Source organism: Streptomyces sp. NPDC047886 (assembly GCF_043204435.1).
Lineage (GTDB): Bacteria > Actinomycetota > Actinomycetes > Streptomycetales > Streptomycetaceae > Streptomyces.
Genome location: NZ_JBIDCF010000002.1, coordinates 762,975 through 777,158 on the forward strand (window position 1 = coordinate 762,975; position 14,184 = coordinate 777,158).

The window sequence follows — 14,184 nt, forward strand, 5'->3', positions numbered from 1 at the left end:
GGAGAGTGGGGTGGGTGGGGAGGGTGGGGAGGGTGGGGTGCGTGAGGGGGATGGGGTGGGGTTCTGGAGGTGGTCGGGGGTGCACTCGCCATGGATGGTTCGTCCGGGGACGTTCGCATATGCCCGAATCGTAGAGCCATGCCCGGCGGTCGGCGGTCAGGCCGTCCCGGCCAGTGCGCCGAGCAGCAGACCGAGCAGTGCGCCGCCGATCATGAACGGTCCGAACGGGATCGCGCTCCGGCGGCTCGCGCGTCGCAGCGCCACCAGCCCGAACCCGTACACCGCGCCGAACAGGAACCCGGCGAAGGCGCCCACGAACAGGACATCCCAGCCGTACCAGCCGAGCGCGACACCCAGCGGCACGGCGAGTTTGACGTCGCCGAAGCCCATGCCGTTCGGGTTGATCAGGAACAGGACGAAGTAGGCGCCGCCCAGTACGAGTCCGCCGAGCAGCGCGAGGGGCCACGACCCGGCGTGGCCCGGCAGCAGCGCGGCCGCGCCGAGGAGCACCGGCGCCGCGACGGCGAGCGGCAGGGTCAGCCGGTCGGGCAGCCGGTGCACGCGGCGGTCCACCACCGCGAGCAGTACGGCGAACGGGGCCAGCAGCAGCCACACGGCCAGTTCGGGCCGGGCGCCCGTCGCCCCGGCGAGCGCGGCGCTCGCGAGGGCGGTGACCAGGGCCGTGCCGAGGCGCGCCGTCCACGCGGGACCCGGCGCCGGGGCGCAGGCGGTGCAGTGGGCAGGGCCGAGCCAGCCGCGCGGCCCCGCCACGAAGGCGTGGCCCGCCGGGCAGGTGTCGCGCCACGGCTCCTCCGGCTCGACGGACAGCCGGTGGGCGGCGCGCGGGACCAGCAGCCCGGTGGCGGCGCCCCACAGGGCGGCGGCGATCAGCACGGCGTACACGCGGCAGACCCTAGAAGAGCGCGGCCCGCCGGTCATGGGCCCGGGGACCCAACGGCTCCCACGGGCCGGGCCCAAACCCTAGAGTGCGGGGCCATGGGGAGTCAGGAGCCGGGGCGGACATGGCGGAACGGCACGGGCACGCTGGTCGTGCACGCACCGGCGCAAGGGCCGAGGACGGTCGCCCTGGAAGAGCACGCGGCGGTCGCTGCGGAAGGGCACGCGGCGGTGGCTGCGGGACGGCGGGCGACGGTGGCTGTGGAGATCGCCGCCTCCTACCGGACCCGGGCGCGCGGCCTGCTCGGACGGGACGGGATCGACGGGGCGCTGCTGCTGACACCGTGCGGGAGCGTGCACACCTTCGGCATGCGCTTCGCCATCGACGTGGCCTATCTGGACCGTGAGTTGAACGTCCTGGCGGTACGGACGATGAAGCCGGGGCGCCTGGGCATGCCACGCCTCCGCGCCCGCCATGTGCTGGAGTCGGCGGCCGGGGCGATGCGGGAGTGGGGCGTAGAGCCGGGCGTACGGCTCGTCATCAACGCCTGATGCGGGGCCCTGGAGGCCCGCCGGGGCGGGCGGATGCGCGGGGTGTGACGAGGGAGGGGCGCGGATGCGCGGGGCAAGGGGACGCGCCGGGGCGGTGGTCCGCTCCGGCGCGTCCGGTGAGCCGCCCCGGGCCGGGGCCCTACGGGCGGGCGTTCAGCACTTGGCGCTCTTCGGCAGGTTCGCGTACTTGTCGCCCTTGAAGTAGATCGCGCTGGCGTAGCCCCACTTGCCGCTGGCCTTGTTCTTGACGTAGATCCACACGTTGTTCGTGTAGCCCTCGGCCTTCACGGTCTGCCCGACCTTCCAGCACCGCACCGCGTGCGCCGTGGGGCCGAGCGTGCCCATGAGGCGGGACTTGTTGGTGGCCGCCGCCCGCTGGTTGACCCGCTTCCAGATGGTGCGCGTGTAGGTCGCCCGCGCCTGCGCCCGCTCGGCCTTCGCCCCCTCCGCCTGCACCACACCGGCGCGCGCGGCGGCCGCGGTGTCGCCCGCGGCGGCCGGAGCCGCCGTGCCCGCGCTCGCGGCGCCCGCCGTTCCCAGCACACCCGCCACGGCGAGGATGCCGGCGGCGACGGCCTTTCCCTGACGTCGATTCAGAGCAGTCACGTCTGATTCCCCCATGATCGATTCCGGTCCCGGCCGCCGGGGCTGCCGGGTGTCGTGGTCGACGCTCTGAGCATGTCCTGCTCAAGACCGTCGGTGCCACGCATTCGCCGGCCACCGAATGGTTGCGGCTCCTTTCGGCAGTCGCCGAAAGGTGTTCCCGCCCGGACGGAAACGGGTACGCGCGTGATGGGATCCGGCTGCGTCACCGCCGGGTCGGCCCTACGACCAAGGGCCCGTCTCATCCGTTCACCGGGATGAGACCGCATACGACTGATCGGGGGAACAGTCTTGTTGCGCATCGTCTTCACGGCCGAGGACCTGACGAAGATCACCTTCCGGCGCTTCTCGTTATGGCCCGAGACCGTTCTGAGCCTGGGGCGCCTCCAGGGCTCCCAGCCCACGCTGCCCGCGCTGCACCGCTGGCGGCGCAAGGTGCTGGCGTCGCTGGGGGAACACCGGCTGATGGACGAGATCAGGCAGCTCGGGGGCCTGCTGTCGCTGAACGACCCGCTCGACACGCCCCGTACGGGCGGGGGCGGCGGCCGTGGCGGAAACGGGGACGGGAGCGGGAGCGGGGGCGGGGACGGGAGCGGGAGCGGTGGCATCGGGCGGCGCGGGCGCGCGGCCCGTCTCCTGCGCCAGTACCAGCGGATCGCCATCCACCCGTACCGGGACCACATCGACGCCGCGATCGCCGACGACCTGCGCCGCCGCGGGCAGCTGATCCTGCACGGCGGCTACGCCGCGTCCCTCACCGAACTGGGGGGCCGCGCCTACTGGTCCGGCACCGTCCTGACCGCACCGCACCCGACACCCGTCACGCTGCGGCTGACCGGGCAGGGCCTGGTGCTCCAGCCCTCGTACTTCTGCCCCCAGGACCACACGATGCTGCTGGGGCGGCCCGATCGGCCCGTCCTGCTGTACCCCGTCGAGGAGCGGCGCGGCCGGCCTGCGGGCAAGCCATGCCCGGCTGCCGCGCCGCTGTTCGGTTCGCTGCTCGGGCGGACACGGGCGCAAGTGCTGCCGCTGCTCCTCGACGGCGGGTGCAGTACGACGCACCTCGCCGAGCGCCTGGACGTGTCGCCCGCGACGGCCAGTCAGCACGCGTCGGCCCTGAGGGACCTGGGGCTGGTGTCGACGGAGCGCAAGGGGCGGGCGGTGGAGCACCGGCTGACCCCGTTCGCGCTACGGCTGCTGGACACCTGCGGGTGACGTCCGGAACGGGGGATACGGAGGTCACGGAGGCGCCGAGGTCACGGAGGACCCGGACCGAGCAGGGTGAACGCCCCGTACGCGGCGGAGGCGAGCGCGAGCACCCCGAGGACGACGGCCGCGTTCCGGTCGCGCAGCCGCCCGAGCGCCACCGCCGCCGGGAGCAGCAGCGGGAACGCGGGCATGATCAGACGGGGCCGGGAGCCGAAGTACGCGGCGCCGACGAGCGAGACGACCACGATCCCGAGGGCGTACGCCAGCACCGGCAGCGGCTGGCGCTGCCGTACGCACAGCCACACCACCCAGCCGAGCAGCGCCAGCACGGCGAGCAGCCCGACCCCGGCGAGCGGATGGGGACCGGTCAGCTGCTCCCCCACGAACCGGGCGAGCGCCACCCCGCCGTCGATGCTGTTGCCCCAGGCCGCCTGCACCTCGAAGTAGGCGGTGGGGCTGCCCTCCCGTACGGCGACGAACACGACGTACGCCAGCCAGCCCAGCGGCGCGAGCAGCACCCCTGCGACCATCGGCAGCGGCGCCCGGCGCTCCTTCACCACCGTCACGACGGCCGCGAGACCGAGCGCCGCGACCAGCGCGGCCGCCGACGGCCGGGTCAGCCCTGCCACGGCGCACAGGGCACCGGCCCACACCCACCGGTCGCGCAGCACCGCGTACAGGGACCATGCGGCGAGCGCGGTGAACAGCGTCTCCGTGTACGCCATCGACTGTACGAACGCCGTCGGGTACACGCCCCACAGCACGGCCAGCAGCACCCCGGCGCGCCGTCCCGCGCACCGCTCCCCCACCGCGTAGACGCCCCAGGCGGCGGCGAGCGAGGCCGCCCAGGAGACGAGCAGCCCGGCGGTGTCGACCCCGACCGGCAGGACCGTCGCCAGGCCCCGCTCCAGCAGCGGGAGCAGCGGGAAGAACGCCAGGTCGGCGTGGACGCCGCCGTCCGGCAGCCGGACCTCGTAGCCATACCCGTGCTCGGCGATCCGCGCGTACCAGACGGCGTCCCAGCGGCCCCGCAGCCGGTGCCACGCGTCCTCGCCGGCCACGGCGGCCGCGACCAGGAACACGCCCAGGCCCACGAGCCGTACCGCCGCGTACCCCCAGAGCGCCGGCGCGGCGCCCGCCCCGGCGAACCGCAGCGGTAAGGCGGGAGCGAAGCGTGCCGAGGGTGATGAGGGCCGGGGTGAGGGCCGCCGGGGCCGGGATGAGGGCCGGGACGAGGGCTGGGACGAGGGCTGGGATGAGGGCTGGGACGAGGGCTGGGATGAGGGCTGGGACGAGGGCTGGGACGACGGGGATGACGGGGATGACGGGGATGACGAGGACCGTGGTGGGGGCTGTGGTGATGACGGGATTTCCGGGCCGGGTGCGGACATACGCCCGATTATGTCGATCAGTCGTCGTCGGCCGACGTCAGCGGTAGGGCACTGACCGCGCCCACCATCAGGTGCGGGGCGTCCTCATCGCACTGGGCGACGCTCACCCCGACCCAGCGCGGCCCGTGCGGTGTGTCCAGCGGGCCCCACACGCGCAGGTCGCCGTAGAGGTCGAAGGCGGCCAGTTCGGCGAAGAGCGGCGGCATGGGGTCGCCGTTGACCTTGCCGAAGAGGTACGGCCGCATGCTCACCACGCGGTGGGGGCCCCAGCGCTTCCCCAACACGGCCACGAGCTCGGCGAGATACGCCTCCGCCTCGTCCTGCGCGGCGTCCCACTCGGGCCCCGGCACCCCGAAGTAGTGGCGGCTCCGCCAGAGCAGTGCCAGCCGGAAGCCCGCGCCGACGCTGCCGGTCCACTCGTCGGAGCCGGGCTCCCACTCCGTGCCGCCGCCGTCGGGCACCGGGCGGGCCAGCAGGTCCCGCACCGCCCGCGCGCCGTCGTCGGCGTCGAACGGCGTGCCCGTCGCCGTCACAGCTTGGCCCGCCGCATCGGGCGCGGCAGCGGCTCCAGGGCGCCGGTGGCGCGCAGCCACCGGTTGAACGCCACGAGGTCGTCCACCTCCGCCCCGGCTCCCGCGTCGAGCAGCAGCCCGCCGTGGGCCGTCCGTGCGGTGGTGAGGCCGGGGACGAGGGCGGTGGGGTCGGGGGCCGTGGGATCGGGGGCCGTGGGATCCGCGTCGGTGCTTTCCAGGGCGGCGGTGGCTGCGGCGAGCGCGGCGGCACGGCGCTCCGACAGATAGCCCGCCCAGCCGACGCACGGCTCGCCCGGGGCGCGTCCGGCGTCCTCCAGCGCCAGTTGCAGGGCCGTGCCGGTCACCTCGCCCCAGTCGACGTCCCAGGTCTCGGCGAGGGCGCGGAGCGCTTCGGCGTACGGCGGAGCGGCATCGCTGCCGTCCGGGGTGGTGACGGTGATCACCACGCTCATGGCGAGATGGTCCGACTCCCCGCCTCCGGTGCCGGTGACACTGACCCGCGCGGGGTTCCCCGGCGACGTGGACAGGGACATCGCGTGGCCGGTGCGGTCCGCCCAGTCGCCGTCCGGGGCGGTACCGGCCTGACGGCGCAGGTACGCCTCGATCGCCCCCTGCTCCACCGGTACGGTGCCGCCCTGTCCTCCGTGTCCGCCCCGTCCTCCCCGTCCTCCCTGTCCGCCCCGTCCGCCCCGTCCGCCCCGTCCGCCTTGTGCGTCGCCCGGGGCCGGCAGTCCTTGCCAGGGGCCGAAGACCGTGCCGTCGAGCGCCCCCAGCCGTGTCAGCAGCTCCGTCCACCGGACGGCGAGCTCGGCCACCGTCTCCTTCCGCGGCCCCCAGAAGCCCCGTACGACCCGCTTCATTGCCTCTCCTCCCGTTCCGCCTTCCCATCATCTAGGAAGTCGGCTTCATGGGGCCGGAGATCGGGCGTTTCTGCGGTGTGTGAATCACCTTGACCGGCAGGTCCGCGTCCAGGAACGCGATCCTGGCGGCCTGCGCGACGAGCGGGTCCGAGAAGTGCCACTCGATCGCCCGGCCACCGGACGCGGCGACCTGTCCGCGTGCCTCCGCGAGGAACTTCGCCTTGCCGGACTCGGTGAGCTGGGCCGTCGGCTTGCCGTCCTGTTTGACGAGGTAGCTCTCATAGCCGAGCTTCGCCTCCAGGAACGTCTGCCGCCGACTGTCCCAGCCGTCGAACTCGACGGGCCGCCGTCCGGGCTCCGGGTGCGGTACGACGTACTCCTTGCCGCGTACGCTGCCGCTGATCTGCTCCTGGTAGCGCAGCCATGCCTCGTTGGCCCAGGTCGGCTCGGGGTTGCGATTGCGGCTGCGCCAGGTGCCGTCGCCACCGTCGGCGTCGCCGAGCCGGGGGTCGTTCAGGTCGTCGGCCCAGTCGGGCGGCGTGTAGTTGCGGGGGTCGTTCTTGTCGCCCGGCGTGGGCGGCGGCCACTCCTTGGGCCCGTTCTTGTCCTGCTGCCGGCGCTCGGCGTCCGCCGCCGCCCGCTCGGCGGCGTCGGCATCGCGGTCGGCCTGCCGGGCGGCCTCCGTCTTGTCCGGGTCGTCGCCGTCGCACGGGTCGGCGAGGAACCGGACGGGTACGGCGGCGGGCGCGGCGCCCGCGACCACCCCGGTGCCGGCGCCCGGGACGCCGCGCAGACGGGGCGCGGGCGGGGCGCTGAACGTGCAGCCGCCCACGCCCGCCTTCTCGGCGGCCTCGTCCGCGTGGCGGCGCGCCTCGCGGGCGGCGGCCTCGGCGGCCTCGACGTCGCCCGCGTCGGCGGCCTTGCGGGCCCGGGCGGCGGCTTCGGACGCCTTCTGGGCGAGTTCACCGAGCTCGCCGAGTTTCCCGAGCTTGCCCAGTGTGCCGAGCTTCCCGACGAGCTTGGCCTCGCCGTACCCCGGGATGAACAGGGAGCCGACGTTCCACAGGACCGTGCCGATCGCCTGGCCCTGGTCGCCCCGGTTCCACATGTCGCGGACGTCGTCGCCGACGAAGACGTCGTCCAGGACCGTGATGCCGGTGCCGAGCGAGGCGCCGCCCCAGTCCACCAGGGCTCCGAACCAGTCGCCGTCCGCCCACTTGCGGGCGGCGCCGGCGGTGTCCTCCAGCCACTGCCGGCCGAGGCTCTCGCCGTACTCCTTGATGCCCTCCCACGCCTTGACGGGGTGCAGGATCGTCTCGAAGGTGCCGGTGATGTCGCCCCAGAGACCGTCCACGACGACGCCCTCGAAGAAGCCGCCGACCTGGCGGGCGCCGCAGGAGAGGAAGGCGCCGATGCCGGACGTGCAGCTCTCGTCGTCCTTGTCACCGTTGCCGCCGTGGTCGGGGTCGTCCCCGCCGCCGTTGTCGCCGTCGGTCGTGCCTTCGCCGTCGCCGTCGGTGCGCTGGTCCTGGGGTTCGTCCTGATCCTGCGGTCCTTCCTGGTCCTGCGGTCCGTCTCCCCGCTGAACGTCCCCGTCCGCCTGGACACCGCCCGAATCGACGCTCCCCGGATCGACGCTCCCTGGATCCCCGCCGCCCGGACCTGAGCCGCAGGCGGCGCCGGTGACCGCGCACACCGCCGCCCGGAGCCCGCCCACCACCTGGCCGCCCACGCCGGACACGACGAGCGCGCCGATGATCGCCGCGACGATCAGGACGAGACCCACGTACTCGGTGGTCGTCTGACCGCCCTCCGTACGCCACTTGATCATTCGGGCGACCCGGAACGGCCGGGGCGGGACGCGACGCTCCCACGACAGCCGGAACCAGGCGCGCGACGCGGGCCGGCACAGCAGGACGACGACCACGACGGGGATCAGCAGCTGGGTCACGCCGCGCCCGTCGCCACCGCCCAGGGTCGCCAGGGCCCCGGCGATGAACCAGCCCTGCACGGCCAGCAGGCCCCGCAGGATCCAGACACCTCCGGTCCCCGCCCTCCGGCCGAGCAGGAGCCCCGCTGTACCGGGCAGTGCCCCGTACAGCACCCAGCCGAGGAGTTCCCCGTCCACTCCGCCCAGCGACGCGGCCAGCAGCAGCACCCCGAAGGCGCCGACCAGCGTGACGGCGAACACCGCCCGCACCAGCACGAGCACGGCCCGGAGCGCCGACGGCATCTCAACTCGCCCGCGCGGAGACCTAGTTGTGGACATGCTCCCGAAGCTAGGGCGGGTTCGCACCCGAGGTCATGGGCCCCAGGGCCCAAGGACCGCCCAAGGCCCGCCCAAAAGGAGGGCGGGCCCGGGAACGGCGTCACACCGTCAAGTCACCGAGTCACCGAGTCACCGGGTCACGGCGTCACCGCGTCAGCCTTGCGTGCTGCCGCCGCCCTCGCCGCGCGGGAAGGAGACCTCCACCCGGCGGTTCTTCTTGCGGCCTTCCTCGGTGCTGTTGTCCGCGATCGGGAACTGTTCGCCGTACCCGCGGATCTCGTACGTGATCCCGTCCGACGCCAGCAGCGGCGCCAGCACCCGGTGCACGGCGTCGGCCCGCTGCTTCGACAGCACGTCACCGTGCGCGGAGGAGCCCAGGTTGTCGGTGAAGCCGAAGATGCGCACCTTGCTGGCGTTCTGCTTCTTGATCTCCTCGGCGATCGTGGCGATACGGCTGTTGGCATCGGGCGTCAGCTTCGCGCTGTCCTTGCCGAAGAGGACCTCTGCCTGCAGCGCGAACTTCAGGTTCGAGCTGGTCTCCTCACGCCGCTCCTCGCCGCCCTCGGACTCCACGATCGAGATGATCGGCAGCACCTTCGCGGGCGCGAGGGTGGCACCGTCACGCATCTTGAGGCCGGGCGCTTCAGCGTCGATCTCGGGTGGTGGCAGCGTCGACTCGGTACCCGGCGGGGTGCTCGGCGTCTCATCGGCACGCGCCCCGGCGGCCCCGGTGACCTGGGCGCCTGCCAGCAGCACCAGGGCCGCGACGACGGTGGCGGCGGGGCGGCGGGCGGGGGTCCTGCGGGCGCAGGGTGAGAGGGCGCGCATCACGAGATCTCGATCGTCGCGACCGGCATCTGCGGAATCTGGATGTCCACCTGTGTCGTCGCGGCGGGCGGCGCCGGGAACTGGGCGAACATGGCGATGCTCTCACCGGCCTTCACGGAGGTGATCCCGGTCGTCGTCAACGGGTAGCCATCGGTGTCGCGGAGGACGTAGTAGCGCTTCTTCTCGGTCTTGTCCAAGAGCGTGATGCCGGCGAACGACGGTCCGGTCTTCTTCACATTGATCTCCTGGCCGCTCCATTGGGGCGGGGCGATCAGCATCTTGTCAGAGGTGTTCTTCAGGCTTCCCGTGACGGTCAGGAAGCCGCCCTGGTCCCTGACGGCCGTGTGAATGACGATCTGGAAACCGGTGCTGCCGTTGATCGTGGTCAGGGTGCTGCTGGTATCGGGCACCGAAGGACCGTCCTGCGTCGGCCGGCTCGGATCCGCCGACGCCGAGGAAGCGCTGCCGGCCTTCTCCGGTGGCTTCGCGCCCTCGTCGGTGCCCCCGCCGTCGGCGCCGCAGGCCGTGAGCAGAGTAGCCAGCGCGGCGGCCGTCACACCCGCGGCCGCGGTGCGCGCGGCCGATCCGTATCGCTTCCGCATGAGTGCCATTCCCTTTGCGTTCCTTCGCGGTCAGTCCTCGGCCAGCCGGACCTTGAACAGGTCGGACATGTCCGGGAGGTCGTTCGGGTCCAGGTCCAGGTCCACGCCGTCACAGTCCAGCGAGCCCGGCGACGGTGAGTTCTTCTTGTCGGCGGGCTCGAAGGTGCAGGCCGGAACGACGACGGCGGTGGCCGTGGCGTCGGCGTGCAGTGCGTCGGTTCCGGGGAGGACCGTGTCCCCCACCGCGTTCCGTGAGACGACATCGACCCTGAAGCCCCAGCGCCCGTCGCCGAGCGGGAAGCAGTCGACGACATCGGCCTTGTTCTGGCCGGCGTACGAGTGGCTCGCCTGGCATCCGTTGAAGTCGCCGATGAGCCCGCCGTCGAAGAGGTCGGTCAGGCTGTCGAGATCAAGACCGTCGAGCGTGAACTGGTCCCTGGATTCCCTGGCTGCGGCCAGTGCGGCGGCGTCCGCCGCCGATTGCGCACCGTTACGGGTGGCGCCCGCCTGGCCGACCGCGAAGAACGCGAGCGCGAGAAAGAGCAGGCCCGCCACCATCACGACATAGATGGGGGAAGCCTGCCCTGACTCGCGCTGCGGGTGTGTGGAGGCGCTCAGCCACCGCCGACGATCGCGGTCACCCGCGCAAGGAGGCCAGCGGCGATCGTGTCGCCCACGCCCGACCCCACCACCGCGGCGATGATCACGCCCACCAGGATGATGATGCCCACGTACTCGACGGCTCCCTGGCCCCTGTCCCCGCGGCGCTTGAGCGCGCCGGCCGTTGTCTTCGCCCAGGTGCTCACGTACACCTTGGCCTTCGTCGTGGCCTTGAGTGCGTTGTCCGACATGGCGGTCCCCTCCGGGATCGTACGAGTCTTCGGTGCCGTGCGTGGTGCCGGCTTCGGTCCGGCCGGTCTCGCTGACGACATCGGGAACGTACGCCGGGGAAGCCGTGCCCATCATGGGCCTCAGGACCCAAGCGCGGGCCCAATTCGACGGGTGGGTCCGGCTGTTCGACCGGATTCGGTGGTCAGCCATGGCTCGCGGGTCCCCCTTTGCCCAGGCTGTGCCAGAGCGCGATGGCCTGGCCCCGGCTCTCGGCGTTCAGCTTGGCGAAGATCCGGTTGATGTGGTTCTTCACGGTCTTCTGGCTGATGAAGCAGGTGGCGGCGATCTGCTGATTGGTCATTCCCGACGCGATCAGGTCCATCACCTCCACCTCTCGTTGACTCAGCAACGAATGTCCCACATCTGCTTGCGTAAGCGAAGGGCTTTCCACAAATTGCTCCGGACGGGCAACAGTCGGGGGCCCGGTCGGCGTTGCAGAAGCAATCGACTGTTCCCTTACGGATGCCAGGAGCGCGTTCGACGCCGTGTGGGTGAAGTGGGCGCGGCCCTGGCGCACGTCCCGTACGGCCGCGACGAGCTGGTCCGCCGTGAACTCGCCGTGGACCAGATAGCCGCCCGCGCCCCGGCGGAGCGCCTCGTGGACGATGTCGGACTCCTGGCTGTACGTGGTCATCAGCACCGGGGCCAGCCCCACCAGGTGCGGCAGCGCGGAGAGGCCGTCGAGTCCGGGCATCCTGACGTCCAGCAGGACGACGTCCGGGCGGTGGCGCACCGCCGCCTCGTATGCCTCGCGCCCGTCGGACGCCTCCGCGACGACCTCGATGTCCTCGCGTCCGGACAGCAGTACGGTCAGCCCCGCCCGTACGACGGGGTTGTCGTCCGCGACGATCACGCGCAGGGGCGGGGCCGGTGGCGCGGCGGGTGGCAGGGGCGGCGGTTCGGCGGACGGCGGCGGCGTGGAACGGGGGGCCGAACTGAGCGGTGTGGGGTGCGCCGATGTGTGCTGAGAGACATGGTGCGGGAGGTGCTGCGGGACGTGTTGCGGGAGGTGCTGCGGGTCGGGCCAGGTGTCGCCGGGCATGTGCGGCCTCCTCTCGGGTCGTCGGTGCTCGTGCGTGGTCGGTGGCTGGGGCTCAGGACGTGCGCGTGGTGGTTCTCAGGGGCTGGCGGGGGATTCCCGGCAGTGCCCCGGTGTCGGGCGGGTGGAGTGCCCTGACCGGGAGTTCGAGCCTGACCTCGGTGCCCCGTGTCGCCCGGCCGCGGCCGACGCGGATGCGCGCGCCGATCGCCGCCGCGCGCTCCACCATGCCGACCAGCCCGAAGTGCCCTGCGCGGCGCAGGTCGTCGAGGGTGGTGCCGGCGGGCAGGCCGCGCCCGTCGTCGTACACGCTCAGCCGCAGGACGTCGCCGACGACGCCCGAGGAGACGTCCACATAGGCGGCGCCGGCATGGCGGTGGGCGTTCTCCATCGCCTCCGACGCGATGGTCAGCAGCTGGCGGGCCACGGCGTGCGGGACCGGGGGCGGCGCGGTGTCGCCCAGCGGGCGGTAGCGGGCGCGCAGGCCGTTGCGGCGTTCGAAGTCGGCGGTGCGGGCGGCCAGTTCGGCGGTGATGTCCACCCCGCCCTCGTACCCGGACTCCCGGCGCAGGTCCGACAGCAGCTCGCGGGACTCCGCCGCCGCCCGCCGCGCGGACCGGGCCACCAGCTCCGCCTGGTGCTTGACGGTCATCGGGTCCATCCGGTCGGCGCCCGCCGCGAGGCCGTCGGCGGCGAGGGCGAGCCCGTGAAGGGTCTTGGCCACGGAGTCGTGCATCTCGCGGGCGAGCCTGGCCCGTTCGGCCTCCACAGCGCCGTTCACGGCGAGCCGGGCACGCGCCTCGGTCAGGGCCTGGCTGGCCGCGCCGAACCCGAGGATGAGGTTGCGCAGGGTCGAACCGACCGCCCCGGCGATGACACACAGTCCGGGGAAGAGCAGCGACGCCGGCTCCACCTGGACCTTCGTGCTCACCCCGTAGGCGAGGAGGAGCAGCAGCGACTGGAGCACGGCGAAGAAGGCGGCGCCGCGCCAGCCGTACAGCAGCCCGGCCAGCAGCGGTGTGCAGATGGTGACGTAGGCGAGGACCGACTCGGGTGACGCCGTGGCCAGCAGCAGGGCGCCGAACAGCATGTCGCCGGTGAGCACCGCCGGGTGGCGCAGCAGGATGCGGCCGAAGCGCTCCCAGTCGCGCAGCAGGACGTACGACACCATGAAGGTGACCAGGACCGCCGCGCCGACCAGCCAGGTGCCGACGCCGGGGGCCGCGCCGTCCAGGGCGAACGGCGCCGCCAGCACGATCATCGCCAGCCGGAAGCCGAACACCTGGCGGCACAGCGCCTGGAGGGCGTTGACCTGGAGCGGGAGCGAGGGCACACGGCCGGGCCGCCCGTCGGTGGGGACGGCGGCGGTGGGCGCGGGCTCGCCGCCCGTCAGGGTGGGCCGCGCGTACGGCGCACGCGGGAGGCGGAGCGGGCGCGGGAGGCGGGGCGGGCGCGGGAGGCGGGGCGGGCGCGGCAGGCGGCGGAGGCGCGGCGCGCGCGGAACGCCACCGCCGCGCGGTCGCATCGGTCCTGGTGTCACGGCTCCTCCCCTACCCGCCGAGGATGTCCGCGAAGTCGACACCGGACCCGTAGTAGAAGCTCAGCGTGATGAGGATCATCGTGGCCGGGAGCATCACCATCGTGACCACGAGCGTGGTCTTCGGTACGGCCTTGGCGGCGCTGCGCCGGGCGTTCTGCGCGTCCGTGCGGCGCATGTCGTTGGCGATCTGGATCAGCGTGTCCACGATCGGCGCGCCGAGTTCCTCGCCCTGCTGGAGGGCGGTGACGAACATCGACACCTGCTCGGACGCGTTGCGCTTGCGGAGCTGGTCGAAGGCGTCGCGGCGGCTGACGCCCATGTCCAGCTGGCGCAGGGTGATGCGCAGTTCGTCGGACCAGGGGCCGGAGTACTTCTCCGCGACCCGCTCCAGGGCCTGGCGGAAGCCGAGGCCGGCGGAGACGACCACGGCGAGGACGTCGAGGAAGTCGGGCAGGGTGCGCTCGATGTCGTCCTTGCGGCGGCGGATGGCGATGCGCAGGAGGACGTCGGTCCAGGTGAGGCCGTAGAGGAGGACGACGGCGGCGGCGACGGCCTGGCCACGGGCCAGCATGGCCAGCGCGGCCAGCACGCCGAGGACTCCGTAGACGGCGCGCCGGGCGGCGTACCGGTCGACGGTGAGACCGCCGGGGTTGCCCGCCATGTCGAGCCGGCGGCGCAGGGCGTCGACGCGCTTGGGGCCCATCAGCCGGAGCACGGCGGGCGCCCACCGCATACCGAGCCGGTCGACGCCGGACCCGACGGCGGTGGTGCGGGTGGCGCCGACCTCCAGGGCGAGCGCGAGGTCGCCGGGCAGACGGGCGTCCGCGCGGTACAGCCGGACGCCGTGGAAGACCCCGTACACGGAGAGGCCGATCACGGCGGCGTACAGCAGACCCATGGTGGTGAACTCCCCTGTCTCGTCTCTCCTGGCGGTGTGGTGCGGTGCGGTCCTGCGTCCGCGCGCCGTGCG

General features: G+C 73.2%; 15 protein-coding genes. 2 read left to right on the forward strand and 13 right to left on the reverse strand.

Annotated features, from left to right (window positions below):
• Nucleotides 1-156 precede the first annotated feature (156 nt).
• Complete coding sequence (locus tag ACGF5U_RS09115) at nt 157-903, reverse strand: prepilin peptidase (RefSeq protein ID WP_392712321.1); 747 nt, start codon at nt 901-903, stop codon at nt 157-159.
• 93 nt (nt 904-996) lie between these two features.
• Between ACGF5U_RS09115 and ACGF5U_RS09120 the strand changes: the two genes are divergently transcribed.
• Entirely contained in the window at nt 997-1,449 is a 453-nt protein-coding gene (locus ACGF5U_RS09120; protein WP_392712319.1) for a DUF192 domain-containing protein, read from the forward strand.
• 153 nt (nt 1,450-1,602) lie between these two features.
• Here the strand turns inward: ACGF5U_RS09120 and ACGF5U_RS09125 are convergent, their stop codons facing one another.
• Entirely contained in the window at nt 1,603-2,055 is a 453-nt protein-coding gene (locus ACGF5U_RS09125; protein WP_392712317.1) for a hypothetical protein, read from the reverse strand.
• Between the two features lie 288 nt (nt 2,056-2,343).
• On the opposite strand from ACGF5U_RS09125, the gene ACGF5U_RS09130 reads away from it, so the two are divergent.
• Nucleotides 2,344-3,267 carry an ArsR/SmtB family transcription factor gene (locus ACGF5U_RS09130; protein ID WP_392712315.1) on the forward strand — a complete coding sequence of 308 codons (924 nt, stop codon included), beginning with the start codon at nt 2,344-2,346 and terminating at the stop codon, nt 3,265-3,267.
• A 41-nt stretch (nt 3,268-3,308) separates the two neighbouring features.
• Here ACGF5U_RS09130 and ACGF5U_RS09135 read toward each other — a convergent pair whose 3' ends face one another.
• From ACGF5U_RS09135 to ACGF5U_RS09185, 11 genes are all read right to left on the reverse strand, one after another.
• Nucleotides 3,309-4,652 carry a glycosyltransferase family 39 protein gene (locus ACGF5U_RS09135; protein ID WP_392712314.1) on the reverse strand — a complete coding sequence of 448 codons (1,344 nt, stop codon included), beginning with the start codon at nt 4,650-4,652 and terminating at the stop codon, nt 3,309-3,311.
• Nucleotides 4,653-4,669: 17 nt separating this feature from the next.
• Complete coding sequence (locus tag ACGF5U_RS09140) at nt 4,670-5,185, reverse strand: hypothetical protein (protein WP_392712312.1); 516 nt, start codon at nt 5,183-5,185, stop codon at nt 4,670-4,672.
• The gene (locus tag ACGF5U_RS09145; protein ID WP_392712310.1) at nt 5,182-6,045 is read right to left on the reverse strand and encodes a hypothetical protein; all 864 of its coding nucleotides are present in this window, start codon (nt 6,043-6,045) and stop codon (nt 5,182-5,184) included. Before ACGF5U_RS09145 ends, ACGF5U_RS09140 begins: the two co-directional genes overlap by 4 nt.
• Nucleotides 6,046-6,076: 31 nt before the next feature.
• Nucleotides 6,077-8,278 (reverse strand): Tox-REase-5 domain-containing protein, encoded by a 2,202-nt coding sequence (locus tag ACGF5U_RS09150; protein ID WP_392712308.1) that lies wholly within the window; start codon nt 8,276-8,278, stop codon nt 6,077-6,079.
• 189 nt (nt 8,279-8,467) lie between these two features.
• Nucleotides 8,468-9,142, reverse strand: coding sequence for an OmpA family protein (locus ACGF5U_RS09155; protein ID WP_392712307.1), 675 nt, complete (start codon nt 9,140-9,142; stop codon nt 8,468-8,470).
• Entirely contained in the window at nt 9,142-9,744 is a 603-nt protein-coding gene (locus ACGF5U_RS09160; protein WP_392712306.1) for a hypothetical protein, read from the reverse strand. Before ACGF5U_RS09160 ends, ACGF5U_RS09155 begins: the two co-directional genes overlap by 1 nt.
• Nucleotides 9,745-9,774: 30 nt before the next feature.
• On the reverse strand, nt 9,775-10,362 hold the full coding sequence (locus ACGF5U_RS09165) for a pilus assembly protein TadG-related protein (protein ID WP_392712654.1): 588 nt from the start codon (nt 10,360-10,362) through the stop codon (nt 9,775-9,777).
• Nucleotides 10,359-10,595, reverse strand: a complete 237-nt coding sequence (locus tag ACGF5U_RS09170; RefSeq protein ID WP_392712652.1) for a hypothetical protein — start codon at nt 10,593-10,595, stop codon at nt 10,359-10,361. Before ACGF5U_RS09170 ends, ACGF5U_RS09165 begins: the two co-directional genes overlap by 4 nt.
• A gap of 182 nt (nt 10,596-10,777) precedes the next feature.
• A complete protein-coding gene (locus ACGF5U_RS09175; protein ID WP_392712305.1) occupies nt 10,778-11,677 on the reverse strand; it encodes a response regulator in 900 nt (299 codons plus the stop codon).
• A 52-nt stretch (nt 11,678-11,729) separates the two neighbouring features.
• Entirely contained in the window at nt 11,730-13,199 is a 1,470-nt protein-coding gene (locus ACGF5U_RS09180) for a sensor histidine kinase (RefSeq protein ID WP_392712650.1), read from the reverse strand.
• A 25-nt stretch (nt 13,200-13,224) separates the two neighbouring features.
• Nucleotides 13,225-14,112, reverse strand: a complete 888-nt coding sequence (locus ACGF5U_RS09185) for a DUF5936 domain-containing protein (protein ID WP_392712303.1) — start codon at nt 14,110-14,112, stop codon at nt 13,225-13,227.
• Between the last annotated feature and the right edge of the window lie 72 nt (nt 14,113-14,184).

Coding starts and splice junctions, on each gene's coding strand:
- ACGF5U_RS09120 (WP_392712319.1), top strand. CDS start 997: ATGGGGAGTCAGGAGCCGGGGCGGACATGGCGGAACGGCACGGGCACG.
- ACGF5U_RS09135 (WP_392712314.1), bottom strand. CDS start 4,652: ATGTCCGCACCCGGCCCGGAAATCCCGTCATCACCACAGCCCCCACCA.
- ACGF5U_RS09145 (WP_392712310.1), bottom strand. CDS start 6,045: ATGAAGCGGGTCGTACGGGGCTTCTGGGGGCCGCGGAAGGAGACGGTG.
- ACGF5U_RS09150 (WP_392712308.1), bottom strand. CDS start 8,278: ATGCCGTCGGCGCTCCGGGCCGTGCTCGTGCTGGTGCGGGCGGTGTTC.
- ACGF5U_RS09155 (WP_392712307.1), bottom strand. CDS start 9,142: ATGCGCGCCCTCTCACCCTGCGCCCGCAGGACCCCCGCCCGCCGCCCC.
- ACGF5U_RS09160 (WP_392712306.1), bottom strand. CDS start 9,744: ATGCGGAAGCGATACGGATCGGCCGCGCGCACCGCGGCCGCGGGTGTG.
- ACGF5U_RS09170 (WP_392712652.1), bottom strand. CDS start 10,595: ATGTCGGACAACGCACTCAAGGCCACGACGAAGGCCAAGGTGTACGTG.
- ACGF5U_RS09175 (WP_392712305.1), bottom strand. CDS start 11,677: ATGCCCGGCGACACCTGGCCCGACCCGCAGCACCTCCCGCAACACGTC.
- ACGF5U_RS09180 (WP_392712650.1), bottom strand. CDS start 13,199: ATGCGACCGCGCGGCGGTGGCGTTCCGCGCGCGCCGCGCCTCCGCCGC.
- ACGF5U_RS09185 (WP_392712303.1), bottom strand. CDS start 14,112: ATGGGTCTGCTGTACGCCGCCGTGATCGGCCTCTCCGTGTACGGGGTC.